Source organism: Streptomyces sp. DvalAA-43 (assembly GCF_900091725.1).
GTDB lineage: Bacteria > Actinomycetota > Actinomycetes > Streptomycetales > Streptomycetaceae > Streptomyces > Streptomyces pulveraceus.
In genome coordinates, this window is the sequence record NZ_FMBW01000095.1 from 226,985 (window position 1) to 252,167 (window position 25,183).

22 protein-coding genes and 1 pseudogene are annotated in these 25,183 nt (G+C 71.5%); 8 read left to right on the forward strand and 15 right to left on the reverse strand.

Annotation, left to right across the window (positions count from 1 at the left end):
* Positions 1-14: 14 nt before the first annotated feature.
* The 6 genes from GA0115234_RS40850 to GA0115234_RS40875 all read right to left on the reverse strand — a co-directional run bounded on the left by GA0115234_RS40850 (position 15) and on the right by GA0115234_RS40875 (position 6,467).
* A complete protein-coding gene (locus GA0115234_RS40850; protein ID WP_093551931.1) occupies positions 15-1,439 on the reverse strand; it encodes an NADP-dependent succinic semialdehyde dehydrogenase in 1,425 nt (474 codons plus the stop codon).
* Positions 1,440-1,617: 178 nt separating this feature from the next.
* Positions 1,618-2,151 carry an ATP-binding protein gene (locus tag GA0115234_RS40855; RefSeq protein ID WP_237542141.1) on the reverse strand — a complete coding sequence of 178 codons (534 nt, stop codon included), beginning with the start codon at positions 2,149-2,151 and terminating at the stop codon, positions 1,618-1,620.
* 149 nt (positions 2,152-2,300) lie between these two features.
* Positions 2,301-4,400, reverse strand: coding sequence for a xanthine dehydrogenase family protein molybdopterin-binding subunit (locus tag GA0115234_RS40860; protein WP_093551933.1), 2,100 nt, complete (start codon positions 4,398-4,400; stop codon positions 2,301-2,303).
* A gap of 10 nt (positions 4,401-4,410) precedes the next feature.
* Positions 4,411-5,415 (reverse strand): FAD binding domain-containing protein, encoded by a 1,005-nt coding sequence (locus GA0115234_RS40865; RefSeq protein WP_093551935.1) that lies wholly within the window; start codon positions 5,413-5,415, stop codon positions 4,411-4,413.
* Positions 5,412-5,978 (reverse strand): 2Fe-2S iron-sulfur cluster-binding protein, encoded by a 567-nt coding sequence (locus GA0115234_RS40870; protein ID WP_256088944.1) that lies wholly within the window; start codon positions 5,976-5,978, stop codon positions 5,412-5,414. Before GA0115234_RS40870 ends, GA0115234_RS40865 begins: the two co-directional genes overlap by 4 nt.
* Positions 5,979-6,077: 99 nt before the next feature.
* The gene (locus GA0115234_RS40875; protein ID WP_093551939.1) at positions 6,078-6,467 is read right to left on the reverse strand and encodes a hypothetical protein; all 390 of its coding nucleotides are present in this window, start codon (positions 6,465-6,467) and stop codon (positions 6,078-6,080) included.
* Between the two features lie 284 nt (positions 6,468-6,751).
* Between GA0115234_RS40875 and GA0115234_RS40880 the strand changes: the two genes are divergently transcribed.
* Together GA0115234_RS40880 and GA0115234_RS40885 are read left to right on the forward strand one after the other, a co-directional pair.
* On the forward strand, positions 6,752-7,084 hold the full coding sequence (locus GA0115234_RS40880) for a DUF6479 family protein (RefSeq protein WP_093551941.1): 333 nt from the start codon (positions 6,752-6,754) through the stop codon (positions 7,082-7,084).
* A gap of 137 nt (positions 7,085-7,221) precedes the next feature.
* A complete protein-coding gene (locus tag GA0115234_RS40885; protein ID WP_176729411.1) occupies positions 7,222-8,049 on the forward strand; it encodes a VOC family protein in 828 nt (275 codons plus the stop codon).
* A 24-nt stretch (positions 8,050-8,073) separates the two neighbouring features.
* Here GA0115234_RS40885 and GA0115234_RS40890 read toward each other — a convergent pair whose 3' ends face one another.
* A complete protein-coding gene (locus GA0115234_RS40890) occupies positions 8,074-8,589 on the reverse strand; it encodes a DUF6328 family protein (protein WP_093551943.1) in 516 nt (171 codons plus the stop codon).
* Positions 8,590-8,801: 212 nt separating this feature from the next.
* Between GA0115234_RS40890 and GA0115234_RS40895 the strand changes: the two genes are divergently transcribed.
* Positions 8,802-9,191 (forward strand): VOC family protein, encoded by a 390-nt coding sequence (locus GA0115234_RS40895; RefSeq protein WP_093551945.1) that lies wholly within the window; start codon positions 8,802-8,804, stop codon positions 9,189-9,191.
* Between the two features lie 70 nt (positions 9,192-9,261).
* Here GA0115234_RS40895 and GA0115234_RS40900 read toward each other — a convergent pair whose 3' ends face one another.
* The 4 genes from GA0115234_RS40900 to GA0115234_RS40915 form a co-directional block, all read right to left on the reverse strand.
* Entirely contained in the window at positions 9,262-9,753 is a 492-nt protein-coding gene (locus GA0115234_RS40900) for a GNAT family N-acetyltransferase (protein WP_093551947.1), read from the reverse strand.
* Between the two features lie 58 nt (positions 9,754-9,811).
* Complete coding sequence (locus GA0115234_RS40905) at positions 9,812-10,216, reverse strand: DnaJ family domain-containing protein (protein WP_093551949.1); 405 nt, start codon at positions 10,214-10,216, stop codon at positions 9,812-9,814.
* Positions 10,217-10,345: 129 nt separating this feature from the next.
* Entirely contained in the window at positions 10,346-11,290 is a 945-nt protein-coding gene (locus GA0115234_RS40910; RefSeq protein ID WP_093552044.1) for a hypothetical protein, read from the reverse strand.
* A 143-nt stretch (positions 11,291-11,433) separates the two neighbouring features.
* Positions 11,434-12,231 carry a tyrosine-protein phosphatase gene (locus GA0115234_RS40915; RefSeq protein ID WP_093551951.1) on the reverse strand — a complete coding sequence of 266 codons (798 nt, stop codon included), beginning with the start codon at positions 12,229-12,231 and terminating at the stop codon, positions 11,434-11,436.
* Between the two features lie 504 nt (positions 12,232-12,735).
* Here GA0115234_RS40915 and mutA point away from each other — a divergent pair.
* From mutA to meaB, 3 genes are read left to right on the forward strand one after another with little or no spacing between them, the layout of a single operon-like run.
* Positions 12,736-14,598: a methylmalonyl-CoA mutase small subunit gene (mutA, locus tag GA0115234_RS40920; RefSeq protein WP_093551953.1), complete on the forward strand. Its 1,863-nt coding sequence runs from the start codon at positions 12,736-12,738 to the stop codon at positions 14,596-14,598.
* Positions 14,598-16,799, forward strand: a complete 2,202-nt coding sequence (scpA, locus tag GA0115234_RS40925; protein WP_093551955.1) for a methylmalonyl-CoA mutase — start codon at positions 14,598-14,600, stop codon at positions 16,797-16,799. Before mutA ends, scpA begins: the two co-directional genes overlap by 1 nt.
* Positions 16,800-16,811: 12 nt before the next feature.
* Positions 16,812-17,801 (forward strand): methylmalonyl Co-A mutase-associated GTPase MeaB, encoded by a 990-nt coding sequence (gene meaB, locus GA0115234_RS40930; RefSeq protein WP_093551957.1) that lies wholly within the window; start codon positions 16,812-16,814, stop codon positions 17,799-17,801.
* Between the two features lie 54 nt (positions 17,802-17,855).
* Here meaB and GA0115234_RS40935 read toward each other — a convergent pair.
* Positions 17,856-18,579 (reverse strand): annotated as a pseudogene (locus GA0115234_RS40935) (GNAT family N-acetyltransferase); the annotation flags it as partial.
* A 291-nt stretch (positions 18,580-18,870) separates the two neighbouring features.
* On the opposite strand from GA0115234_RS40935, the gene rho reads away from it, so the two are divergent.
* Positions 18,871-20,046, forward strand: coding sequence for a transcription termination factor Rho (gene rho / locus GA0115234_RS40940; protein WP_093551959.1), 1,176 nt, complete (start codon positions 18,871-18,873; stop codon positions 20,044-20,046).
* An 87-nt stretch (positions 20,047-20,133) separates the two neighbouring features.
* Positions 20,134-21,132 carry an aldo/keto reductase family protein gene (locus tag GA0115234_RS40945; RefSeq protein ID WP_093551961.1) on the forward strand — a complete coding sequence of 333 codons (999 nt, stop codon included), beginning with the start codon at positions 20,134-20,136 and terminating at the stop codon, positions 21,130-21,132.
* Positions 21,133-21,193: 61 nt separating this feature from the next.
* Here the strand turns inward: GA0115234_RS40945 and GA0115234_RS40950 are convergent, their stop codons facing one another.
* The 3 genes from GA0115234_RS40950 to ctaD all read right to left on the reverse strand — a co-directional run bounded on the left by GA0115234_RS40950 (position 21,194) and on the right by ctaD (position 24,789).
* Positions 21,194-22,555, reverse strand: a complete 1,362-nt coding sequence (locus tag GA0115234_RS40950) for an NAD(P)/FAD-dependent oxidoreductase (RefSeq protein ID WP_093551963.1) — start codon at positions 22,553-22,555, stop codon at positions 21,194-21,196.
* Between the two features lie 132 nt (positions 22,556-22,687).
* On the reverse strand, positions 22,688-23,029 hold the full coding sequence (locus GA0115234_RS40955; RefSeq protein WP_093551965.1) for a hypothetical protein: 342 nt from the start codon (positions 23,027-23,029) through the stop codon (positions 22,688-22,690).
* 29 nt (positions 23,030-23,058) lie between these two features.
* A complete protein-coding gene (gene ctaD, locus GA0115234_RS40960; protein WP_093551967.1) occupies positions 23,059-24,789 on the reverse strand; it encodes an aa3-type cytochrome oxidase subunit I in 1,731 nt (576 codons plus the stop codon).
* Between the last annotated feature and the right edge of the window lie 394 nt (positions 24,790-25,183).

The window sequence follows — 25,183 nt, forward strand, 5'->3', positions numbered from 1 at the left end:
CCAGCCGAAAAGCTCTAGGATGTGGCGCCGACGGGCTCGGGGCCGTACCAGACCGTGGTCACGTTGCAGAATGCGCGGATGCCCTGCCCGGCGAGCTCGCGGCCGTAGCCGGAGCGCTTGACACCGCCGAAGGGCAGTGCGGGATGGGACGCCGTCATGCCGTTGAAGAAGACGCCGCCCGCCTCCAGGTCGCGGACGCAGCGGCGGGCCTCGTCCTGGTCCCGGGTCCAGACGTTGGAGCTGAGGCCGAAGGGGCTGTCGTTGGCGAGCGCGACGGCTTCGTCCAGCCCGTCGACCCGGTAGAGCGAGGCGACGGGGCCGAAGGTCTCCTCGTGGTGGATCCGCATGGCGGGGGTGATCCCGGTGAGGACGGTGGGGGCGTAGAACCAGCCGCGCTCCAGCCCGGGGGCCAGGCCTTCGGGCCTGGCGCCGCCGCACAGGGCACTCGCCCCCTGCCGCACCGCGTCGTCCACCAGCTCCTCCAGGTCGGCGCGGCCCTGTTCGCTGGCGAGCGGGCCGACGTCGGTGGACTCCTCCATCGGGTCGCCGACCGTCAGATCGTTCATCCCCACGGTGAACCGCTCGGCGAACTCGTCGTAGACCTCGGTGTGCACGATGAACCGCTTGGCGGCGATGCAGGACTGCCCGTTGTTCTGCACCCGCGCGGTCACCGCGGTGCGGGCGGCCCTGGCGACGTCAGCCGACGGCATGACGAGGTACGGGTCGCTGCCGCCCAGTTCCAGGACGGTGTGCTTCACCTCGTCCCCGGCGATCGACGCGACCGAGCGGCCGGCCGGTTCGCTGCCGGTGAGGGTGGCCGCGGCGACCCGGCCGTCGCGCAGGATCCCCTCGACCGCGCCCGATCCCACCAGCAGGGACTGGAAGCATCCCGCCGGGAATCCGGCCCGGCGGAACAGTCCTTCCAGGTACATCGCCGTCTGCGGGACGTTGGAGGCGTGCTTGAGCAGGCCGACGTTGCCCGCCATGAGGGCCGGGGCGGCGAAGCGGACGACCTGCCAGAGCGGGAAGTTCCACGGCATCACGGCGAGCACGGCGCCCAGCGGCCGGTAGTGGACGTAGGCCCGGGAGGCGCCGGAGTCCCGTACGTCGGCCGCGGACGGGTACTGGTCCGCGAGGAGCTCCTCCGCGTGGGCCGCGTACCAGCGCATCGCCTTGGCGCACTTGGCGGCCTCCGCGCGGGCCGCCCCGATGGGCTTGCCCATTTCGATGGTCATCGTGCGGGCGATGTCCCGCTGGTCCTCGTCGAGCAGGACGGCGGCCTGGTTCAGCAGGCGGGCCCGCTCGGCGAACCCGGTGGTCCGGTACCGCCGGAACGCGGAGTCGGCGGCGGCGAGCCGCTGCTCGATCCCCGCCCCGTCCAGCGCTTCGAATGTTCTGAGGGTTTCGCCGTTCGCGGGATTGACCGTCGCGATGGGCATGGCCGTGTCCTCCTTGACTCGGTTCTTCGACCGTGCCGCGCCGTGCGCCGCACCGCAACGCGGACTCCGCCGGGCGGACACCCGGCCGGCGCGGTCCGTGCGTGCGATGTGCACGTCGTCCGCGCCGGGAGGGGAACCGTCCAGGGGGTACGGAGACCGGCGGTCCCGGTGGCCCGTCTCAGACCAGAGCGGGGTCCGACGCCGTCTCGGGCTCGCCCGCGGGGGCGGCGAGGGTGCCGGGCTCGCCGGCGGGTGCGGCGACCGCGGCGGGCGGGCGGCGGAACTCACCCACACCGGGCAGCGGCGAGAGCGGCACCAGGTCGACGCTGAACGGCTCCTTGGCGTACCTGGTGAACCAGACGACCTTGCCCTCGGCCGTACGGCAGGTGCCCCAGCTGTCGCTCAGGGCCATGACCCGGCTCAGGCCACCGCCGCCGGTGCTGAGCAGCTTCGGCATCTCGGAGCCGTTGTCGGCGACGGAGACCGTGAGATGCCGGCCGGACCAGCGGAGTTCGACGACGCAGTTGTTGTCGTCACCGACATGCCGGTGGACGTTGGTCAGCAGCTCCTCCACACCCCGGCACACCGGCCGGATATGGAGTTCGAGACTCCAGTGGCGGAGGTGCGCCGCGATTATTCGCCGCAGCTGGCACACACGCTCTGCCGAAACCTGGAGTTCGACCAGATAGTGCCGGTCGAGTGGAACGGTCATCGTCGAGGCTCCTCACATCGAGGCCCACTGGCTTCACCCCGTTGAACAACGACCCCCGAGCACGAAGAGTGAGCAGATGTCTCTTCTGGGTCACTCCCCAGCGTGGCCCTGCGGAACCGGTCGCGCAACACAGGGCGCGAGCGCCCAGGTCACAACAGATACGGCAGCAGTGCGTCCGGGGTGAGCGGAAGGCCGCGCAGTCTGATACCGGTGGCGTGCCGGACGGCGTTGCCGACGGCGGCCGCGGCACCGACGATGCCGATCTCACCGATGCCCTTGCTGCCCATCGGGTTGAGGTGCGGATCCTCCTCGTCGATCCAGTGCGCCTCGATCTCCGGCACGTCGGCGCAGGCCGGCACGTGGTAGGAGGCGAGGTCGTGCTCGGTGAAGTCGCCGAAGACGCGGTCCACGCCGCTGGCCTCGGTGAGCGCCATGCCGATCCCCATGGTCATGCCGCCGATGAACTGGGAGCGTGCGGTACGGGAGTTGAGGATGCGTCCGGCGGCGAAGACGCCGAGCATCCGGCGCATCCGCACTTCTCCGGTCCGTGCGTGCACGGCCACTTCGGCGAAGTGCGCGCCGAACGCGTGGCGTGCGTACGGGGATTCCCGCTCGGTCTCCTGCTGGGTGTCGGCGGTGACGGTGAGCCCCTCGGCGGGGACCGGGCCGGTGCGTTCGCCCAGCTGCCGGCGCAACAGGGTGCATGCCTTGTGCACGGACCAGCCCCAGGAGGCCGTGCCCGAGGATCCGCCCGCCAGGGGGGCGTCGGGCAGTTCGCTGCTGCCGATGTCGATCCGGATGTTGTCCAGGGGGGTGCCCAGGACGTCGGCCGCGATCTGTGCGAGCACGGTGCGGGCGCCGGTGCCGATGTCGGTGGCGTTGACCCGGATGCGGTACGAGCCGTCGGGGGCCGCGTGCGCCGAGGCGCTGGAGGCGGCGATGTACACCGGGTAGGTGGCGGCGGCGACGCCCGTGCCGAGCAGCAGCGGCCCCTCCTCACGGATCGCGGGGCGCGGATCGCGGTCGTACCAGCCGAAGCGTGCGGCGCCCTTCTCCAGACAGGCGGCCAGGCCGCGGCTGCTGAACGCGCGTCCGGAGTCCGGTTCGTTCGCCGGGTCGTTGCGGATGCGCAGTTCGACGGGGTCCATGCCGAGGGCCGAGGCGAGTTCGTCCATGGCGGATTCGAGCGCGTACATGCCCGGGGCTTCGCCCGGTGCGCGCATCCAGGAGGGGCTCGGCACGTCCAGGGCGACCACCCGGTGGGCGGTGCGGCTGGTGCCGGAGCCGTACATGATGCGGGTCGGCACGGCCGCCTGCTCCACGAACTCCTTGATGGTGGAGGTGTGGGTGATGATCTCGTGGTCGACCGCGGTGAGGGTGCCGTCGAGGTCGGCGCCGAGGCGGACGTGCTGGATGGTGGGGGCGCGGTGGCCGACCAGGGCGGCCATCTGGCGGCGGGGCAGCGCGACCTTGACGGGGCGCCCGGTGTGGCGCGCGGCCATGACCGCCAGGACGGTCTGCGGGCGCGGGGTGCCCTTGGACCCGAAGCCGCCGCCGACGTGCTCGGAGACGGCGGTGATCTGCTGCGGCCGGATGCCGAACGCGGTGGCAAGGCTGTCGCGGACCGTGGTGGAGCCCTGGCTGGAGTCGTGGACGGTCAGGTGTCCGTCCTCGTCCCACCGTGCCGTCGTGGCGTGCGGCTCCATGGGGTGGTTGTGCAGGGCGCCGACGGTGTAGGTGGCGTCGATCTGTACGGGGGCGGTGGCGAAGGCCCGGTCGGTGTCGCCGCGTTCCCGGACGGCGGGGTAGCCGCCGTTGACCGTCTCCGGGGTGTACAGGCCGGGATGGCCCTCGGTCAGCAGGACGTCGTGCCCGCTGGTCTCGTAGGTGATCCGCAGCGCCTCGGCTCCGGCGCGGGCGGCCTCCGGGGTGTCGGCCACCACGAGCGCGACGGGCCAGCCCCGGTGCGGGACCAGGTCGTTCTGGAGGACGGCGAGGATCGGGTCGTCGGGCTCCTTGAGCCGGGGGGCGTTGTCGTGGGTGAGTACGGCACGCACCCCCGGCAGGGCCAGGGTCTCGTCCGCGTGGATGGCGTCGACACGGCCGCGGACGATCGTGGCGGGGACGGGCAGGCCGTACAGGCACCCCGGCGGGGTGTGCTCGGCGGCGTAGCGGGCGGTGCCGGTGACCTTGTCCCGGCCCTCACGGCGGACGACGGGGGTGCCCAGTGGTGGCGGGGCCTGGCTCATGACGGGGTCCTCACGGCAGGGGGCGGGGTCGGCTGTCGGCGGCGAGTTCGGCGAGGGCGTCGACCGCCAGGTTGCGGGCGAGGCCCACCTTGAACGCGTTGTCCCGCAGCGGCCGGGCCGCGGCGAGCTCGGCGTCCACGGCGCGCGCGAAGGTCTCGGCGGTGGCCGGTGCGCCCCGGAGCAGGTCCTCGGCGGCGTGTGCCCGCCAGGGCCGGTGGGCGAGTCCGCCGAAGGCCAGGGCGGCATGGTCGATCCGGCCGCCGCGGACGCTCAGTACGGCGGCGACGGAGGCGAGGGCGAAGGCGAAGGAGGCGCGGTCGCGGGCCTTGCGGTAGAGCGAGGCGGCGCCGTCGGGGCGGGGCGGCAGGACCACCTCGGTGATGAGTTCGTCCGGCCGGATCTCGGTGTCCCGGTCCGGGGTGTCGCCCGGCAGACGGTGGAATCCGGTGGCGGGTACGGTCCGCGCGCCGTCCGGTCCGTGCAGGTGGACGGTGGCGTCGAGGGCGGACAGCGCGACGGCCAGGTCGGACGGGTGGGTGGCGACGCACTGCGCGGAGTGGCCGAGCACGGCGAGATCGCGCTGGTCGCTGTCGCGGGCGGGGCAGCCGGTCCCGGGGGCCCGCTTGTTGCACGGCTTGGAGGTGTCCTGGAAGTACGGGCACCGGGTGCGCTGGAGCAGGTTGCCACCGGTCGTGGCGGTGTTGCGGAGCTGCCCGGAGGCACCGGAGAGCAGTGCCTGGGACAGTGCGGGGTAGCGGGTGCGTACGCCGGGATGGGCGGCCAGGTCGCTGTTGCGCACGGTCGCGCCGATCCGCAGGCCGCCGTCCGGGGTGTCGGCCACGTGGTCCAGCGGCAGTTTGCTGATGTCGATGAGCAGCTCGGGGGCCTCGACCCCGAGCTTCATCAGGTCGACGAGGTTGGTGCCGCCGCCGAGGAACACGGCGCCGGGGCGGGCGGCGCTCTGCTGGACCGCCTCATCGGCGGACCGGGCGCGGAGATAGGCGAAGGGTTTCACGGCGCCACGTCCTTGATCGCGTCGACGATGCGAGGGTAGGCGCCGCAGCGGCACAGGTTGCCGCTCATCCGTTCGCGGATCTCCTCGGCACCGAGCGGCGCCGGGGCCGATACGGGTGCCGCGCGGGGGGTGACGTGGGACGGGAAGCCGTCCGCCGCCTCACCGAGCATTCCGAGGGCCGAGCAGATCTGGCCGGGGGTGCAGTAGCCGCACTGCAGGGCGTCACGGTCCAGGAAGGCTTCCTGGAGGGGGTGGAGCCGGTCGCCGTCGGCGAGGCCCTCGACGGTGGTGATGGCGGCGCCGTCGTGGGCGACGGCGAGCAGCAGGCAGCTGTTGGCGCGCCGCCCGTCGACGATGACGGTGCACGCCCCGCACTGTCCGTGGTCGCAGCCCTTCTTGGCACCGGTGAGATCGAGGTGCTCGCGCAGGGCGTCCAGGACGGTGGTGCGGTGATCGAGCGTGAGCGTCCGCTCGGTTCCGTTGATCTGCAGTGTCAGGGTGGAACGGTCACCGGTTGCTCCCGGCTGTTGCGCACCGTCGTCCCGCCCTCGAGAGGGGTCCACGCACTCGCACCTTTCAGGGGTGGCCTTTTGTTCGCTTTCTACCAGATATGCGGCGGCTTCCCGCTCCATTGCTCCACCGCCGGGCCGTGGCCCATCGGGCTACCGGCTCGACAGGCGCAGCCGCACCTCTTCCTCCTGGTCGCCGGAGACGGTCCCGACGACCTTGACGTCGAAGGCGTGCGCCAGGCTCCGGCGGAGCCGCTCCACCGCCCAGTAGCCGCCCTGCACGTCGACGCTCACCGGCGCGCCGAGCGCGACCGGCCCCGAGACCACCCTCGCCTCGGTGACGTCGACGGTGACCGCCCATGCGGTGGGGCGCTTCCCCGCCAGGTTCTGCGGTACGTCGGCCGAGGCCCGGTCGGTGGTGAACGCGGCCCGCAGCACGTCGAAGACCATCCGTGCGTCGGCCTTCTCGCACCCGCTGATGACGACCGAGACCTCCTGTCCGTACCCGCTCTCCTCCGTCTGCTTCTCCTTGATGGTGTTCACCGCTGTTCCTTCCGCTCGGTGTTCCGCTGCACGTCCCCGCGCCCGGGACCGATCGCCCCGGCGGCGGGCGCCGCGTCCATGAGGCGATTCGAGGATGTCTCCAGGCTCACCCCGCACCGGGGCTACGGCGACACGAGACCACCGGCCCGCGCCGCTCCGCGCTCCGCGGAACCCGTCCGGTCACGGCCCGCCCGAAGCGAAACGCTTTTCAGATCATATCCACTTAAAACATGAATTCATGTGAACTATCGAGTGAGGTGTCCGCCTCGGGGTATCCGGCAAGCATGGACGTTTTGAACGCAGACCTGAGTTCGCTGGCCCTCTTCCTCGCCGACGACCGGGGCGCGACCGGGTCGGTGATGGGCATCGTCGGAGTGGTGCTGGTGGCCGTGCTGATCGGCGCGGTCTGGCTGGGCAGGCGGCGCCGGGCCGAGGAGCTGCCGCCGCCCAGACCCGACGAGCAGCCGCCACGGCCGGACCACCGCAGCCACATCGAGGAACGCGATGTGCACGGCGACGACCACTTCCCGCCGGACGGCCGGGGTCTTTCGCCCTATGAGCTCGGTGACCACGGGAACGAGACCATCCGTCGCGAGACCGACGAGCAGCGCGACTGACCCCCGCGGGCTTCCCGGCAGCCGTCCATGGGGAGGGACATCGCGTGTTGCGGGGGCGGCCGCCCCCGGTGAGGCTGGTGTGGGCCCGACGGCCACGGGCGGACGCAGACCTCAGAACCGATGAAGGCAGTAGGACCATGACCGGAAGCCACCAGGGGAAGGCGCCGACACCGGCGCCGCTGACCGGATCCGCAGCGCCCTGCTGGGTCAATCTCATGACCCGCGATCTGGCGTCGGCGCAGGAGTTCTACGGTGCCGTGCTGGGGTGGACCTTCCGTCCGGGCAAGCTGGGGCAGGAGTTCTCGGTCGCGCGCCGGGGCGACGTACCGGTCGCCGGTATCGGCGCCGTGGCGACCGCCTACCGGATGGCCGTGGCCTGGACGCCCTATTTCGCCGTCGCCGACGCCGACGCGACGGCCTCGCGCGTCCGCGAGCGCAGCGGCACGGTCGCCGTGGGCCCGATGGCGTTCGGCAAGGGGCGCGGGGCACTGGCGGCGGACCGGGACGGCGCGGTCTTCGGTTTCTGGCAGCGGACCGAGCCCGCGACCTCGCCGCCCGCACCGGACGACCATTCGCACGCCTGGCTGCGGCTGCACACCAGGAACGCCTTCGATGCCGCGATCTTCTACGGAGAGGTACTCGGCTGGGCGAGTGGGCGCCCGGGGTGCTGCGAGGTGTCGTACGAGAAGGACGAGGTCGTCGTCGACTGCGACGGGCGCCGGCTGGCGCGGATCAGCTCCGGCGCGGTGGAGTCTGCGCCCGATCCGCTGGTCCGCCCGCACTGGCAGGTGCATTTCCTCGTCACCGATGTGGCGGCCACGGTCGCGGCGGCGAGGGAGAACGGTGGCGGCCTGGTGGAGCGGCAACCGCTGGCGCAGGGCAGCGAGGCGACCCTGCTGGACCCGGACGGCGGCCTGTTCACGGTCACGGACGTCCAGGGGGTCACGGCGGCCGACCTCGGCTGACCGCGCCTCTCCCCCGCGCCGAAGTCATGTGTCACGCCCGGACGAGGAGCGGGCCGGCGCCCAGGCAGGGAAGACCAACCAGCAGATCAGGAACCACAGCGCCATACCGCCGACCAGCCACAGGGCGACCGCGTTGTGCAGGGCCACCCGAAGGATGAGCAGCAGGGTGGAGCACATGGTGCAGAACAGCAGGCCGAGCCCGAGCACGGTCATGCGCGAGGCCCAGGTGACCGTCTGCGGTTTGAGACGCCGCCCGGTGAGGAGCCGGTGGTACGACACGGGCCCGATCAGTGCGGCGGCGGTGGCCGACCCCAGCAGCACGGTGACCACGTAGATGGTGCGGTCGTTGTCCGAGATCTCGGCGAAGCGGGGCTGGAAGACGACGGCGAGCAGAAAGCCGAACAGGATCTGGACGCCGGTCTGGGCCACCCGCAGCTCCTGGAGCAGGTCGGTCCATCGCCGGTCCGCCCGCTCCTCGGGTGTCTCATGACGGCCGTCGTCGCGGCCCCGACCGTCGGGAGGAGGTGCTGTCGAGGTCACCGGGAGCCTCCGTCCGCATACCCGGAGTACGTCGTGTCCCCCCTCCCCCACCGTAACCGGTCATCGGATCCGGCGTGGTGGCCGAATCATTCGCCCGCCCTCGACGATCAGTTCGACCTCGCCTAGGATTTTGAGTACGGCATCGCGCGTCGGTCACCGACCGGGTGAGGCGTGGAGGTGCCCGTGAGATTGCCCGTTGGAGGCATTCCACAGTGTCAGTCGAGTTGAATCACACCATCGTCCACACCCGGGACAACCGGGAGTCCGCCGAGTTCCTCGCGGATATTCTGGGACTGGAAGTCGGCGCGGAATGGGGCCCGTTCATCCCGGTCGAGACCGCGAACGGAGTCACTCTGGACTTCGCGACCGTTCCCGAAGCCTCGATCACCGCGCAGCACTACGCCTTCCTCATCTCGGAAACCGAGTTCGACGCGGCGTACGCCCGGATCAAGGAGCTCGGGCTCACGTACTACGCGGATCCGCACCGGAAGCATCCGGGCGAGATCAACCACAACGACGGCGGCCGGGGCGTGTACTTCCTCGATCCCTCCGGTCATGCCATGGAGATCATCACGCGCCCGTACGGGGGCTTCCCCGCGTAACCCCGCCTGGTGAGCAGGGGGTTGGGCCGGGGCTCGTGCACGGGTCCCGGTGGGCCGCCTGCAGGGCGGATCAGCCGATCGGCAGCAGCAGTTCGGGCCGGTCCCACATCACCGCGGGCGGGCTGGCCGCAAGGGTGCCGGTCCGCCGGGCGCCCACGCTCCGGTAGAAACCCTCGGCGGGCGGATGCGAGACGACGCGGACGCCGGTGAGCCCGGAGCGTTCCGCCTCACCGCGCAGATGGTCGACGAGGAGCCGCCCGATGCCGAGCCCCTGCGCATCGTCGGCGACGAACATGAGGTCGAGCTCCGGCGGCGAGAGAACGAGCGAGTAGAAGCCGAGCAGCCGCTCGGTGCCGGGATCCACGGCCGCGAAGACCTGGTGGGTCTCGATGTAGTCGGGACCCACCCGGTATCCGGCGACCATGGCGGCGTACTGCCCCTCGTAGGCGCGGGACTTCCTGACCAGCCGGGTGAGCCGCTTCGCGTCCCGTGCGGTGGCCCGCCTGACGCGTACAGCCTCCCGCGGCGCCCCGCCACCCTGGCGCGTAATGCTCGATGTCATGGATGGAGTATTACGCATCCGGACTCCCGGCACCCACGCGCCCGTCGAGGCACAGCCCTCAAGAGGACTCGCGCGCCGCGCGCCACTCGGCGACCACGGCATCGATGTCGAACGGTTCCAGGTTCAGCACCGGTCCCGGCGGCGGCCGCCTGATGGCCGCGTGGATCTTCTCGTTGACCTCGGCCAGCATGCTCCGCACCTCGGCCTCGGTCCGCGCCCCGGACACGGCCTCGGCGACGTCCTCCGCCTGCTTGCGCAGGGCCAGCGCCGGCGGGAGCACCGACACCCCCTCGCGCTGCATCTTCTGCTTGATCCACCAGTTCTCGTCGTAGGGAGCCGCAAGGCTGTCGAGCGGCTTGCCGAATCCCGGCAACTGCGAGATGTCGCCGCGCTGCTCGGACTCCCGGATCTGCTTGTCGACCCATGATTCGAAGCTGACGCCCGCAGGCTTGCGCTCGGTCAACGTACGCCCCTCTCGGAGGATTCGGCATCCGGTCCTCCCACGATACCCAGGGGCCGCGGAAGGACCCGACGCAGCCTCACCGCCCAGGCCGCAACGCGCCACTTCGGGACCCGGACCGCCCGCACCGCGTCAGTGCGTGTGCCCGGCGGGCGCCCCGCTCCCGCTCTCCCCGTGCCCTTCGGCGTCGCTCGCCGGTGCCGCCGCCCGGACGGTGAACGCCGCCGTGCGGACCTTGCCCTGGTGCTTGAAGTCGAGGAAGAGCCGGTACGTCCCCGCGCTGGGCGCCGTCGCGGCGAAGGACACCACCGGGCCCGGGTCCCCCTCTTCGGGGTGGACGTGCAGATAGGCCAGGTCACCCGCGCGCAGGGCGACCAGATGCCCGTACGCGCCGAGGTAGGGCTCCAGATCGGTGACCGGGCGGCCGTTCCTGCTGATGGACGGCGTCAGTTCACCGGCCTGCCCGGCGCGGAGCTCGCCGCCGAGCGTGACGCGGTAGCCGTCGACCTCGGCGACGGCGGCCGGGGCCGGGAGAGCGGCAGGGCGGTAGGCGCCGGAGACGGCGAGATCCGCTCCCAGCGTGAGGTTCTCGGCACCCGCCGCTGCCGGGGTGAAGTCGGCGAACACCCGGTAGCCACCGGCTTCGGGGAGGTCGACGGGGGTCGACCAGGTGCCGTCGGCCGCCCGGACGGGGTGCAGATGCCGGTACTGGGTGAGGTCGGTGGAGGCGAGGATGAAGTGCAGTTCCTTGCCGTGCTCGCGCCGGTAGGCGGTGACCTTCCGTCCACTGTCGTCCTTGACGGCGAACCGGATCTCGGACCGGGACCCGGCCGGGACCACCGGCGTTTCCAGGGCGAGCGTGTAGCCGCCGGCGGAGATCTGCAGCCCGCCGGGCGCATGGCCTGCGGCCGCCGCCTCCGCCCCGCCCTCCCCTGCCCCGTCGTGGCCGCCGCGCTGCCCCGCGGGACGGTCCTCCGCGGCCACCAGCGGGTCGACGCCCCTGCCCACTCCGTACGCGGCGCCGAAGGTCGCGGCGAGCGCGGCGGCGAAGGCGGTGGTCCTCAGTGCGTTGTTCATGACGGTCTCCTCCATCGGTGGACCGGGAGGCGACGCTCCCCGATGCCTCACAAGATACCCCCTGGGGGTATCAAGTCAACCCGGGAGCCCGTCATCACCTCCCGGGCACGCCGGGGGTGGAGAGCGCAGGCCTTGGAGCGCGCTCAGGCGGGTACGACCAGCCCCTCACGCAACCGCTCCACCGCGGCTGCGGGGATGCGCAGGCCGTCGCGCACATACCCGTCGAGCCCGCCCCACCTCTCGTCCATGGCGTCCAGTGCCGTGTCGAGATAGCGGGGGCGCACCTCGGTGATCGCGGTCGCGATGTCCGGGTCACCGCCGGCGTCGAGGAAGTCCTGGACGTAGGGCGCGAAGGCCGCCCGGACCACCGGGTTCACCGCGACGAACTCGGCGCGCACGACATCGCGCGACGCACCGATCATCATCAGGAGGAGGGCGGTGGCCCAGCCGGTGCGGTCCTTGCCCGCCGTGCAGTGGAAGAGCACCGGGCGGGCCCGGTCGTCGGCGACCGTGTCGACGAAGGCCCGGTAGGCGGCGGACGCGCCCGGCGAGAGCACCATCTGTCGGTAGGTGTCCGCGAACAGCCCCTCCGCCTTTCCGCCGCCCAGCATCCGCTCCGCCGCGACCGGGTCGGTGAGCAGCGCGCGCAGCCGGGCGGGCGCCACGCCCGGGTTGTCCCCGAGCACATCGGCGACGAACAGCCGTGCGCCAGGAGGCAGTCGGTCGGGTGCCGCGGCGCGCTCGTCGGCGGTCCGCAGATCGACGACGGTACGGATGCCGAGCGCGGCGACCTGCGCGTCCTGTTCCGCGTCGAGCCCGCTGAGCTGTCCGGACCGCAGCACGACGCCCGCCCGGACCCGGCGGTCCGGACCCAGGGCGATGCCGCCCAGGTCGCGCAGGTTGAGGACGGTGGTTGCCGGGACGGTCCTGGCGGTCTGCACGATGAACTTCCCCTTTTCCCGACGCTTATCCGAATTCATTCGGCCTGGCCGGATCAAACGTCGCACGCGGCCGGGAAATCGACAAAGTAAAACGCCGGGCGACACCGATCGGGGGCACTTCGGGAGATAAATGAAATGTGAAAACGAAACCGCTCTCACCCAGGTCAGGGGCGCATCACACCCATGGCGGTATGTTCTCCGGAACCCCGCGCCAAGGGCAGCACGGGCCGATGGACGGGCCGGAACGGCCGTCCCGAATTTCCGGCCCCTGGATTCCGCCGGGCCCGATATGGACCGGGGCGCGCCCCAGGGCTGATGCGTTCCCAGTCGGCGAGATGGGCCGATCGCCCGCGTACGCACCGCCGTCGTGGCCTTCCGCGTCCGCCCCGTGCAGGTGGGAGCCGTCTAGGCCACGGTGGGTGAAGGATCAAGTGCGTTCCGGAGAGGGCAAGGTCACAAGCGGAACTCATGCTGCCCTTGAGCGCCCTGACCTAGCATCTGGGCATGACGGTCCTGCCTGCCGACGGGCTTTCGTTGGCCGCCGAGTTCCCCGCCCCCGCCCATGAGCAATGGCAACGCCTCGTCGAAGGCGTGCTGCGCAAGTCGGGCAAGGACGCCGCGGGTCCGGCAGCCGAGGAAGCACTGTCCACCACGGTGGAGGACGGGCTCATCACCCGCCCCCTCTACACCTCGCGCGACAGCGCGCCCGATGCCGGATATCCGGGCTTCGCCCCCTTCACCCGCGGCAGCAAGGCCGAGGGCAACGCGGCGGGCGGCTGGGACGTACGGCAGCGGCACACCCTCCTGGATCCCGCGCGTCTCAACGAGGCGGTGCTCGCCGATCTGGAGAACGGTGTCACCTCGCTGTGGCTGACCGTGGGCGGTGTGTCGGGTGTTCCGGTGTCCGCGCTGGCGGGGGCTCTGGACGGCGTCTACCTCGATCTGGCCCCCGTGGTGCTCGACGCCGGAGCCGAGACCGGCGCCGCGGCGACGGAGTTGCTGCGGATCTGCGCGGAGCGGGGCGTGGACGCGCGGAGCGTACGCGGCAACCTGGGTGCGGATCCGCTCGGGCAGGCCGCCCGGAGCGGCGCCGAGCCCGATCTCTCGGACGCGGTCCACTGGGCACAGCGGTGCGCCCAGGAGTTTCCCGGGCTGCGGGCGCTGACCGTCGACGCGCTGCCGTACCACGAGGCCGGCGGTTCGGCGGCCGAGGAGCTGGGCGCCTCGCTGGCGACCGGTGTCGCCTGGCTGCGGGCGCTGACGGACGCCGGGCTGTCGGTCGAGGACGCCTGCGGGCAGGTGGAGTTCCGGTACGCGGCGACCGCCGACCAGTTCCTGACCATCGCCAAGCTGCGGGCCGCGCGGCGGTTGTGGTCGCGGGTGGCCGAGGTCTGCGGGGCCCCCGGAGCCGGGGCACAGCACCAGCACGCGGTGACGTCGTCGGTGATGATGACGCGGCGCGATCCCTGGGTGAACATGCTCCGCACGACGCTGGCATGTCTGGGTGCGGGTGTCGGTGGTGCCGACTCCGTCACCGTGCTGCCGTTCGATCACGCCCTGGGCCTGCCGGACGCGTTCGCCCGGCGCATCGCCCGCAACACGTCGACGATCCTGCTGGAGGAGTCGCACCTGGCCCGGGTGATCGACCCGGCGGGCGGCTCCTGGTACGTGGAGCGGCTCACCGCCGAACTGGCCGACGCCGCCTGGTCCTTCTTCCAGGAGATCGAACGGTCCGGCGGTCAGGCCGCCGCCCTTCGCTCGGGGATGATCGGCGAGCGCCTCGCGGCCACCTGGGCGGCGCGCAGCAAGGATCTGGCGCGCCGCAAGGAGCCGATCACCGGGGTCAGCGAGTTCCCGCAGTTGGCGGAGCGTCCGGTGGAGCGCGAACCGGCCCCCGCCGGAGCGGCCGCGGCATCGGGCGGTCTGCCCAGGGTCCGCCGTGACGAGGCGTTCGAGGCGCTGCGCGCCCGGTCGGACGCCCACCTCGCGGCGACCGGAGAACGGCCGAAGGTGTTCCTCGCCGCGCTCGGCCCGGCCTCGGCGCACACCGCGCGGGCGTCGTTCGCCGCCAACCTCTTCCAGTCGGGCGGCATCGAGCCGGTCCACGACCCGGTCTCGGTGGACGCGACCACGGCCGCCGCCGCGTTCAAGGCCGGCGGGGCCACCGTGGCCTGCCTCTGCTCCAGCGACGCGCTCTACGCGGAGCAGGCCGCCGCGGTCGCCGAGGCGCTGGGCTCGGCGGGTGCGCGCCAGGTGTTCCTCGCCGGCCGCCCCGGCGAGTACCCGGGCGTCGACGCGTACGTCTTCGCGGGCTCCGATGTGGTGGCCGTGCTCTCCTCCCTCCTCGACCGTATGGATGTGGCGTAATGCGTATCCCCGACTTCTCCGGCATCGAGCTCGGTCCGGGCGCCGCCGCCGAGGTGTCCGAGGAGCGGTGGCGCACCTCGGTGAAGGAGTCCTCCGGCAGTTCCGACGGCGATCTGCTGTGGGAGACCCCGGAAGGCATCGCGGTCAAGCCGCTGTACACCGGGCACGATCTGGAAGGGCTCGACTTCCTCGGCACGTATCCGGGCATCGCCCCGTATCTGCGGGGCCCGTACCCGACGATGTACGTCAACCAGCCCTGGACGATCCGGCAGTACGCCGGGTTCTCCACGGCGGAGGAGTCCAACGCCTTCTACCGCCGCAATCTCGCGGCCGGGCAGAAGGGCCTCTCCGTCGCCTTCGACCTGCCGACCCACCGCGGTTACGACAGCGACCATCCGCGGGTGACCGGCGATGTCGGCATGGCGGGTGTGGCGATCGACTCGATCTACGACATGCGGCAGCTCTTCGACGGCATCCCGCTGGACCGGATGTCGGTGTCGATGACGATGAACGGCGCGGTGCTCCCCGTGCTGGCGCTGTACATCGTGGCCGCGGAGGAGCAGGGCGTCGGGCCCGAGAAGCTGGCCGGGACCATTCAGAACGACATTCTGAAGGAGTTCATGGTCCGCAACACCTACATCTACCCGCCGAAGCCCTCGATGCGGATCATCTCCGACATCTTCGCGTACACCTCGCAGAAGATGCCGCGCTACAACTCGATCTCCATCTCCGGCTATCACATCCAGGAGGCGGGTGCGACGGCCGATCTGGAGCTGGCGTACACCCTCGCGGACGGGGTGGAGTATCTGCGGGCCGGGCGGGACGCCGGGCTGGACGTGGACGCGTTCGCGCCCCGGCTGTCGTTCTTCTGGGCGATCGGCATGAACTTCTTCATGGAGATCGCGAAGCTGCGGGCGGCCCGGCTGCTCTGGGCCAAGCTGGTCAAGGAGTTCGAGCCGAAGAACGCCAAGTCGCTGTCGCTGCGCACCCATTCCCAGACATCGGGGTGGTCGCTGACCGCGCAGGACGTGTTCAACAACGTCACCCGGACCTGTGTGGAGGCGATGGCCGCCACCCAGGGGCACACCCAGTCGCTGCACACCAACGCGCTCGACGAGGCGCTCGCCCTGCCGACGGACTTCTCCGCCAGGATCGCCCGCAACACCCAGCTGCTGCTCCAGCAGGAGTCGGGCACCGGCCGGGTGATCGACCCGTGGGGCGGCAGCGCGTACGTCGAGCGGCTGACGTATGACCTGGCGCGCCGGGCCTGGCAGCACATCGAGGAGGTCGAGGCGGCGGGCGGCATGGCGCAGGCCATCGACGCGGGCATCCCGAAGCTCCGGGTGGAGGAGGCCGCGGCCCGCACCCAGGCGCGGATCGACTCCGGGCGTCAGCCGGTGATCGGGGTGAACAAGTACCGGGTGGAGACCGATGAGCAGATCGATGTGCTCAAGGTCGACAACTCGTCGGTGCGCACCCAGCAGATCGAGAAGCTGCGCCGGCTGCGCGAGGAGCGCGACGAGTCGGCGTGCCGGGCCGCGCTGCGCGCGCTCACGGCCGCGGCCGAGCGGGATCCCGGCCCCGGCCTCGAAGGCAATCTGCTGGCCCTCGCCGTCGACGCGGCCCGTGCGATGGCGACCGTGGGCGAGATCTCGGACGCCCTGGAGAAGGTGTACGGGAGGCATGCGGGCCAGATCCGTACGATCTCCGGTGTGTACCGCAACGAGGCAGGTGAGTCCCCTTCCGTGGAACGGACCCGGACGCTGGTGGACAGGTTCGAGGAGGCCGAGGGGCGCCGTCCGCGCATCCTGGTCGCCAAGATGGGACAGGACGGACACGACCGCGGCCAGAAGGTGATCTCGACGGCCTTCGCCGACCTGGGCTTCGACGTCGACGTCGGCCCGCTGTTCCAGACGCCGGCCGAGGTGGCGCGGCAGGCGGTGGAGGCGGACGTGCACATCGTGGGCGTCTCCTCGCTGGCCGCCGGGCATCTGACGCTGGTACCGGCGCTCCGCGAGGAGCTGGCGGCCGAGGGGCGCGAGGACATCATGATCGTGGTGGGCGGGGTGATTCCGCCGCAGGACGTCGAGGCACTGCACGAGGCGGGCGCGACGGCGGTGTTCCCGCCCGGCACGGTCATTCCGGATGCCGCGTACGACCTGGTGACGCGGCTCGGTGCCGCGCTCGGTCACGAGCTGTGAGCCGCTGACCCGATGGCTCCGAAGATCGACATCGACAGCTATGTGAAGGGGGTGCTCGACGGGAAGCGGGCGCACATCGCGCGCGCCATCACCCTCGTCGAGTCCACCCGCGCCGATCACCGGGCGCTGGCCCAGCAGTTGCTGCGCGAGCTGCTGCCGCACTCCGGTTCCGCCCGGCGGATCGGCATCAGCGGTGTGCCGGGGGTCGGGAAGTCCACCTTCATCGACGCGCTGGGCACCATGCTCACCGGGCTCGGGCACCGGGTCGCGGTGCTGGCCGTCGACCCGTCCTCCAGCCGTACGGGCGGCTCCATCCTGGGCGACAAGACCAGGATGGAGCGGCTCGCGGTGGACCCGGCGGCCTTCGTACGCCCGTCCCCGACCGCCGGGACGCTCGGCGGGGTGGCGAAGGCGACCCGGGAGTCCATCGTGGTGATGGAGGCCGCGGGGTACGACGTGGTGCTGGTGGAGACGGTCGGCGTCGGGCAGTCGGAGACGGCGGTGGCCAATATGGTCGACACGTTTCTGCTGCTGACGCTGGCCCGGACCGGTGATCAGCTCCAGGGCATCAAGAAGGGGGTCCTGGAGCTGGCGGACGCGATCGCGGTCAACAAGGCGGACGGTCCGCACGAGCGCGACGCCCGTGCCGCCGCGCGTGAACTGGCGGGCGCCCTGCGGCTGATGCACCCGGTGGACGCGGCGTGGACCCCGCCGGTCCTCACCTGCAGCGCCCGTGAGTCGGCGGGTCTCGACACCCTGTGGGAGCGGCTGGAGCAGCACCGCGCGCTGCTGGAGTCGACCGGGCGGCTCGCCGCGAAACGGCGTGACCAGCAGGTCGACTGGACCTGGACGATGGTGCGCGACGAGCTGCTGGAGAGTCTGCGCGGCCATCCGGAGGTGCGTGCGCTCACACCGGGGCTGGAACGGCGGGTCCGGGACGGCGAGTTGACGGCCACGCTGGCGGCGGAGCAGATCCTGGCCGCGTTCCGGGGCACGGCCTGATCCTGGCGAAGGCCGGTGGCCGGGGTCTCGCCCCGGCCACCGGCCGGATCGCTCCTACAGGTCGAGCTGGTACTCGACCGATCGGTGTGTCGGCCGGTAGCCGAGCGCGTCGTCGATGCTCCGCATGTGCGTAGCGCTGTCGGCGGTGTCCGCCAGCAGCCCTTCCAGGTCCGGGTGGCTCTCGCGGGCCCGGAGGATGGACCGCGCCTTCATCCGCCGGCCGAGGCCGTGCGCCCGGTACTCGGGGAGGACTCCGGTGCCGTAGTGCCGGGCGTCGCCCTTTCCGTCGCCCGGGACGACCGGTTCCGTGAAGCCGGCGATCGTGGCATCGGACTCGTCGAGCGCGGCGACCGTGTGGAGCAGGTCGCCGCGTGCCGCGACGTCCGCCGCGGCGGACCGGACCCGGTCCACGTCCCGGACGACCGCGCCGAAGTCGGTGTCGCTCATGGGCATGCCGTCCATGAACCGGCGGGACGCGGCGAACGTCGGCGCGAGCTCGTCCGGGACGGTGCGTCCCAGGAGATGAGCCGGTAGCCCGGATGAGGCTCCTCGACGGTCCGGCGCAGGGCCCCGGTGTCGGCCGCGGCCGCGGGAGCCGGACGTAGGTCAGGGTCAGCACCGTACGCAGCCCCTTGGCCCGCAGGAAGCGATCGCCCGGAGAACCGGCCACCACCTGCGCGATGACGCTGCGCCGGCCCTCCTCCCGGGCGGCGGCGACCGCCGTGTCGAACAGCCGCGAGCCGACGCCCCTGCGGCGCTCGGCGGGGTGGACGTGGAGTCCCGGTTCGATATCGGGGCTCTCGGCCCGGTTGTGCCGCCCGGGGTCCGTGGTACCGTGCAAGTGGCACGTGAGTCGGCCTCGCTCCGAGGCTCCGGTGCCGAATCATCTTTTCAAAGCTGCCGCGCCCGTTCTCTTCCGACCGGCGATCCAGCTTTCGCTCATCACCTCGCCCAGTTCGGACCGGGTTTTCTCCGTTCGGACTTTCCCGCCCGTCGTGCGGGGCGTGATCCCTTCCGCCCGCGCCGTCCGGCCCCTTCATTCGCCATGTCCGCGAAAGGACTTCCCACCATGACCAGCACCCTCGAACACCCGGTTTTCCAGCAGGATTTGACCACTGACACCGTCGAAGCCGCTGCGGCGCCCCGGGTCGTCCGCGCCGGCGGGGTCCTCGACATCACGCACCAGGGCAACGGCGCGCTGCGCGCCCGGGACGGCCTGCCCTCCCCGGGCGACGTGACGGTCCCGGCCGCTCTGATCCGCCGCCACGGCCTGCGCCGGGGCGATGCCGTCGAAGGGCTCTGCGACCGGCCCCGCACCCTGTCCACGGTGGAGCGGGTCAACGACCGCCCCCCGCAGGCACTGCGCGGCCGGCCGCACTTCCGCGATCTCACCCCGCTCCATCCCAGGCAGCGGCTGCGGCTGGAGACACCGTCCGGCGGGGCCGCGATGCGCCTCGTCGACCTCGTCGCACCGATCGGCAAGGGCCAGCGCGGGCTCGTGGTCGCGCCGCCCAGGACGGGTAAGACGGTACTGCTCCAGCAGGTCGCCGCCGCCGTCGCGGCCAACCACCCCGAGTGCCATCTGATGGTGGTGCTGGTCGACGAGCGCCCCGAGGAGGTCACCGACATGCGCCGGTCCGTACGGGGTGAGGTGCTCGCCTCGACGTTCGACCGGCCCGCGAAGGAACACATCGCCCTCGCCGAACTCGCGGTCGAGCGCGCCAAACGGCTGGTCGAGCAGGGCCGGGACGTCGTCATCCTGCTCGACTCCCTCACCCGCCTGTGCCGCGCCCACAACAACGCCTCCGCCGCGGGCGGGCGCACCCTCAGCGGCGGCGTCGACGCGTCCGCCCTGCTCGGCCCCAAGCAGCTCTTCGGCGCCGCACGGCTCGCCGAGGAGGGCGGCTCCCTCACCATCCTGGCCACCGCACTGGTGGAGACCGGCTCCCGCGCCGACGACTACTTCTTCGAGGAGCTGAAAAGCACCGGCAACATGGAGCTCCGGCTCGACCGCGCACTGGCCGACCGCCGCACCCACCCGGCCGTGAACATCCCGGCATCCGGCACCCGGCGCGAGGAACTCCTGGTACCGGAAGGCGAGTTGCGCGTGGTGCGGGGCCTGCGGCGCGCGCTGCACACCAGGGACCCGCAGACCGCGCTGGAGACGCTGCTGGACCGGATCCGCCGCACCCCGGACAACGCCGCCTTCCTCCGCGCCGTCCACGGCACCGTCCCGGACGCCTGAGCCGGTCCGAACGGATCCCGACCGGCGCAATAGCATGGGCCGGGTCGTGCATGATCCACGCCTCACGAGCACAGGGAGAGCAGCCACATGGAGTTCCGCCGACTCGGCCGCAGCGGCCTGACCATCAGTGAGATCGCCTACGGGAACTGGCTGACCCACGGCTCCCAGGTGGAGGAGGACGCGGCGGTCGCCTGTATCCGCGCTGCCCTGGACGCCGGAATCACCACCTTCGACACCGCCGACGTCTACGCCGAGACCCGGGCCGAAGCCGTGCTGGGCCGGGCGCTGAAGAACGAACGGCGGGAGGGCCTGGAGGTGTTCACCAAGGTCTACTTCCCGACCGGCCCCGGGCACAACGACCGGGGGCTCGGCCGCAAGCACATCATGGAGTCCATCGACAACTCGCTGCGCCGCCTGCAGACGGACTACGTCGACCTCTACCAGGCCCACCGCTACGACCACTCGACACCGCTGGAAGAGACCATGGAGGCGTTCGCCGACGTCGTCCGCTCCGGCAAGGCCCTCTACATCGGCGTCTCCGAGTGGACGGCCGACCAGCTCCGCGCCGCACATGGGCTGGCCCGCGAGCTGCGCATCCCCCTGATCTCCAACCAGCCGCAGTACTCCGCGCTGTGGCGGGTCATCGAGGGCGAGGTGGTGCCCGCCTCCGAGGAGCTGGGCATCGGCCAGATCGTCTGGTCCCCGATCGCCCAGGGCGCGCTGACCGGCAAGTACAAGCCCGGTGCGCCGCTCCCGGCCGGTTCACGGGCGACCGACGACAAGGGCGGCGCGAACATGGTCGCCGGCTGGCTGCGCGACGACGTGCTGGAGCGCGTCCAGCGCCTGCGGCCGCTCGCCGACAGCGCCGGGCTCAGCCTCGCCCAGCTCGCCGTCGCCTGGGTGCTGCAGAACACGAACGTGTCCGCCGCGATCATCGGCGCCTCCCGGCCCGAACAGGTGACGGAGAACGTCGGGGCGGCCGGGGTGACACTCGACGCGGAGCTGCTGAAGGGCATCGACGACATCCTGGACCCGGTGGTCGAGCGCGATCCCGGGCTGACGGCCGGGCACGCGGACAACAGCTGATCCGGCGCACGGCTCGGCCCCGGTCCCGCCACGAGCGGGGCCGGGGCCGAGCCGTGGGCGATCAGGTGCGGGTGTGCAGCGCGGCGGTGTGTTCGCGGACCTCGGCCGGTGTGAGGTAGGCGCCGGTGTACTCGAAGTCGCGCAGCTTGGCCGGCTTCCGGGACTGGAAGCCGGTGCGTACGAAGTCGTCACCCGCGACCGCGTTGAGCACCCAGTTGGTCATGACGCGGGCCTTGGCGACATTGGTGCGCAGCGCCGACCAGTGGTACCCGCGGGCGACGGCCTGGGCGGTGATCCCGTGCAGTTCGACGCCGAGCGGCTTGGAGACCGCGTCCTTGCCGCCGAGGTCCACGACGAGACCGAGGTCCTTGTGGACGTACGGCTTCAGCGGCTGGTGCCGCAGGGTCGCGATGAGGTTGTCGGCGAGCCTGCGGCCCTGGCGCATGGCGTGCTGCGCGGTGGGCGGGCAGACCGCTCCGTCGCCCTTGCTCAGGTCCGGTACGGCCGCACAGTCGCCGAGGGCGAAGATGCCGTCGAAGCCGGGCAGGCGCATCTCGGGTGTGACGGCCAGCCGGCCGCGTACCGTCTCCGCGTCGAACGTGCTGACCAGCGGGCTCGCCGTGACGCCCGCCGTCCAGATCAGGGTGCGGCAGGGCAGTACCCTGCCGTCGGTGAAGGTCACCTTCTCCGGGGCGGCCTCGGCGATCGAGACCCCGAGCGACACCTCGATGCCGCGGGCGCGCAGCACCTCCAGGGCGCTCCGGCCCAGTTTGTCGCCCAGTTCGGGCATCAGCTTCGGGGCGATGTCGATGAGATGCCACTTGATCAGCTTCGGGTCGAGGCGCGGGTAGTGCCTGACCGCGTTGGTGGTGAGGCGCTGGAGACAGGCCGCCGTCTCGGTACCGGCGTAGCCGCCGCCGACCACCACGAACTGCAGCCGCGAGGCCCGTTCGTTCTCGTCGTGGCTGGCGTCCGCGAGATCGAGCTGCGCGATCACGTGGTCCCGGATGTAGGCGGCCTCGGCCAGCGTCTTCATGCCCCGTGCGTTGTCCAGCAGACCGGGGATGTCGAAGGTGCGGGTGATGCTCCCGGCGCTGATCACGAGGTAGTCGTAGGGCTCGTAGACGATCTCGTCGGTGATCTTGCGAATGACGCAGATCTTCGCCTCGGGGTCCACGCCGATGGCCCCGCCCGGGATGATCCGGGTGCGGTGCTTGCGGCTGCGGCGCAGCGAGACGGCGACCGACTGCGGGGTGAGCACACCCGCGGCCACCTGAGGCAGCAGGGGGAGGTAGAGCTGGTAGGAGAACGGGGCGACGAGCGCGATCTCGGCCTCGCCGGGGACGAGCCCGCGCTCCAGACGGCGTACGCATTCCACTCCGGCGAATCCGGCGCCGACAACGAGGATCCTGGGTCGTGCCACAGTGTTCGTCCCTTCTCGGGCCTGGACGGTCATCCGTTCGCCTGCCCCGTCGCACGCGCCCGTCGTTCCCCATCTTCACGAGCCCCGGGCGAGTTCGCCTGCTGGGGACGGCGGACGGACGACGCCACCCGGTCAGCGGGTCAGCAGGGTGAGTGCGGTGCAGGTGCCGCCGACCGCGCCGAGGAACACCACACCGGTGGCCACGCAGCGTGCCTTGAGTACGCGGTAGCGCGCCTCGTACTCGCCGCGCAGCGCGGCGGCGCGGGCCGAGACGCGGCGGAGCGTCGCCCGTGATGCGGCGAGGCGGTCGGCGGTGTAGACGCGTTCCACGTCCTCGCGCTGCGCCGTGGTGAGCCAGGGCAGCTGACCGGTGAAGCGGGCCGCCCGGCGGCGGGCCTCCTCGACCTCGGCGTTCCACACCAGGTAGCCCTGCAGCCGCACCAGACCGCGGGCGCTGTCCTCGTCGGGGTCCATTCGCTCCTCCTCCCGCCGGGCCGCCCTGCTCACGCGGGCTTGTCCCCGGAGGCGGGGGGCATCTCGGGGGCCGGGCGGTTGAGGGCTTCGTCGAGTGCGCGGACCGAGGGGTGGTGCAGGTCGAAGGCAGGGGATTCGGAACGGATCCGCGGCAGGGCGTGGAAGTTGTGGCGCGGCGGCGGGCAGGAGGTCGCCCACTCCAGCGAACGGCCGTAGCCCCACGGGTCGTCGACCCCGACGTTCTTGCCGTACTTGGCGGTCTTCCACACGTTGTAGAAGAACGGCAGGATCGACAGGCCGAGCAGGAACGAGGAGATCGTCGAGATGGTGTTCAGCGCGGTGAAGCCGTCGGCCGCGAGGTAGTCGGCGTAGCGGCGCGGCATGCCCTCGGCGCCCAGCCAGTGCTGCACCAGGAACGTGCCGTGGAAGCCCACGAACAGCGTCCAGAACGTGATCTTGCCGAGCCGCTCGTCCAGCATCTTCCCGGTGAACTTCGGCCACCAGAAGTGGAATCCGGCGAACATCGCGAAGACCACGGTGCCGAAGACGACGTAGTGGAAGTGCGCGACGACGAAGTACGAGTCCGAGACGTGGAAGTCCATCGGGGGCGATGCCAGGACGACACCGGTCAGGCCACCGAAGAGAAACGTCACCAGGAAGCCGATGGACCAGAGCATCGGTGTCTCGAAGGACAACGACCCCTTCCACATGGTGCCGATCCAGTTGAAGAACTTCACACCGGTCGGTACCGCGATGAGGAAGGTCATGAACGAGAAGAACGGCAGCAGCACACCGCCCGTGACGTACATGTGGTGCGCCCACACGGTCACGGAGAGGCCCGCGATGGCGATGGTGGCGCTGATCAGGCCGATGTAGCCGAAGATCGGTTTGCGGCTGAAGACCGGGATGATCTCGGTGACGATGCCGAAGAACGGCAGCGCGATGATGTACACCTCCGGATGGCCGAAGAACCAGAAGAGGTGCTGCCAGAGCAGCGCACCGCCGTTGGCCGGGTCGAAGACGTGGGCGCCGAACTTGCGGTCCGCCTCCAGCACCAGGAGCGCGGCGGCGAGGACCGGGAAGGCCAGCAGGACCAGCACAGCGGTCAGCAGGACGTTCCAGACGAAGATCGGCATGCGGAACATCGTCATGCCGGGGGCGCGCAGGCAGATGATCGTGGTGATGAAGTTGACCGAACCGAGGATCGTGCCGAAGCCGGAGAAGGCCAGACCCATGATCCACATGTCGCTGCCGATGTTCGGCGAGCGGACCGCGTCGGTCAGCGGGGAGTACGCGAACCAGCCGAAGTCCGCCGCGCCGTTCGGGGTGACGAAGCCGGCGATCACGACGAGCGAGCCGAAGAGGTAGAGCCAGTAGGCGAACATGTTCAGCCGCGGGAACGCCACGTCGGGCGCGCCGATCTGCAGCGGCATGATCCAGTTCGTGAATCCGGCGAACAGCGGCGTCGCGAACATCAGCAGCATGATCGTGCCGTGGATCGTGAACGCCTGGTTGAACTGCTCGGGCGAGACGATCTGGATCCCCGGACGCGCCAGCTCGGCACGCATGACCAGGGCCAGCATGCCGCCGACGACGAAGAAGGCGAACGAGGTGACGAGGTAGAGGGTGCCGATCGTCTTGTGGTCGGTGGTGGTCAGCCACTTGATGACGACGTTTCCCGGTTCCTTGGCGCGGACCGGAAGCTCGTTCGCGTACGCCTCCTCTTCTTCGGCTGCCCCTGTTGTGCCCGTCGTCGTCACTGGGACGCTCCTTCGATTGTCGTTCGCGGGTGGACGAGCACCCGGCAGGGGCGCCGTACCCACCGGGACGGCCGGCCGACCCGTCCCGCGCGCGTCACGCCAGATTCCAGGTGCAGCAAATCAGCCGCGGGGCCGCTATGCGCGGCCCGCCGCCCGCCGCCGCGTGACATTCACCCGTCAGGGCGTCCGTGCGCGGGGGCGGGTCGCGCGGGGGCCGGGTCCCGTGCGCGTACGGCCGACGGCAGCGCGACGGGGCGCCGTGCCGGGCGTACGTGCGGGGCGCGGGCCCGCGCGCGGTCAACCGGCGGCGAACGCGCGCCGTTTCATGCCGCCGGAACGCCGTGGACGGCAGGCGATCGGCCGAACTCCGCTCCTGCCCGGTGTTGTTGGCGAG

What these genes read in the sequence shown, in the direction of transcription:
- GA0115234_RS40910 (WP_093552044.1), bottom strand. Translation starts at nt 11,290, where the DNA reads ATGAACAACGCACTGAGGACCACCGCCTTCGCCGCCGCGCTCGCCGCG.
- scpA (WP_093551955.1), top strand. Translation starts at nt 14,598, where the DNA reads ATGCGTATCCCCGACTTCTCCGGCATCGAGCTCGGTCCGGGCGCCGCC.
- GA0115234_RS40900 (WP_093551947.1), bottom strand. Translation starts at nt 9,753, where the DNA reads ATGACATCGAGCATTACGCGCCAGGGTGGCGGGGCGCCGCGGGAGGCT.
- mutA (WP_093551953.1), top strand. Translation starts at nt 12,736, where the DNA reads ATGACGGTCCTGCCTGCCGACGGGCTTTCGTTGGCCGCCGAGTTCCCC.
- GA0115234_RS40885 (WP_176729411.1), top strand. Translation starts at nt 7,222, where the DNA reads ATGACCGGAAGCCACCAGGGGAAGGCGCCGACACCGGCGCCGCTGACC.
- GA0115234_RS40860 (WP_093551933.1), bottom strand. Translation starts at nt 4,400, where the DNA reads ATGAGCCAGGCCCCGCCACCACTGGGCACCCCCGTCGTCCGCCGTGAG.
- GA0115234_RS40850 (WP_093551931.1), bottom strand. Translation starts at nt 1,439, where the DNA reads ATGCCCATCGCGACGGTCAATCCCGCGAACGGCGAAACCCTCAGAACA.
- GA0115234_RS40855 (WP_237542141.1), bottom strand. Translation starts at nt 2,151, where the DNA reads ATGACCGTTCCACTCGACCGGCACTATCTGGTCGAACTCCAGGTTTCG.
- meaB (WP_093551957.1), top strand. Translation starts at nt 16,812, where the DNA reads ATGGCTCCGAAGATCGACATCGACAGCTATGTGAAGGGGGTGCTCGAC.
- GA0115234_RS40955 (WP_093551965.1), bottom strand. Translation starts at nt 23,029, where the DNA reads ATGGACCCCGACGAGGACAGCGCCCGCGGTCTGGTGCGGCTGCAGGGC.
- GA0115234_RS40880 (WP_093551941.1), top strand. Translation starts at nt 6,752, where the DNA reads ATGGACGTTTTGAACGCAGACCTGAGTTCGCTGGCCCTCTTCCTCGCC.
- GA0115234_RS40945 (WP_093551961.1), top strand. Translation starts at nt 20,134, where the DNA reads ATGGAGTTCCGCCGACTCGGCCGCAGCGGCCTGACCATCAGTGAGATC.
- rho (WP_093551959.1), top strand. Translation starts at nt 18,871, where the DNA reads ATGACCAGCACCCTCGAACACCCGGTTTTCCAGCAGGATTTGACCACT.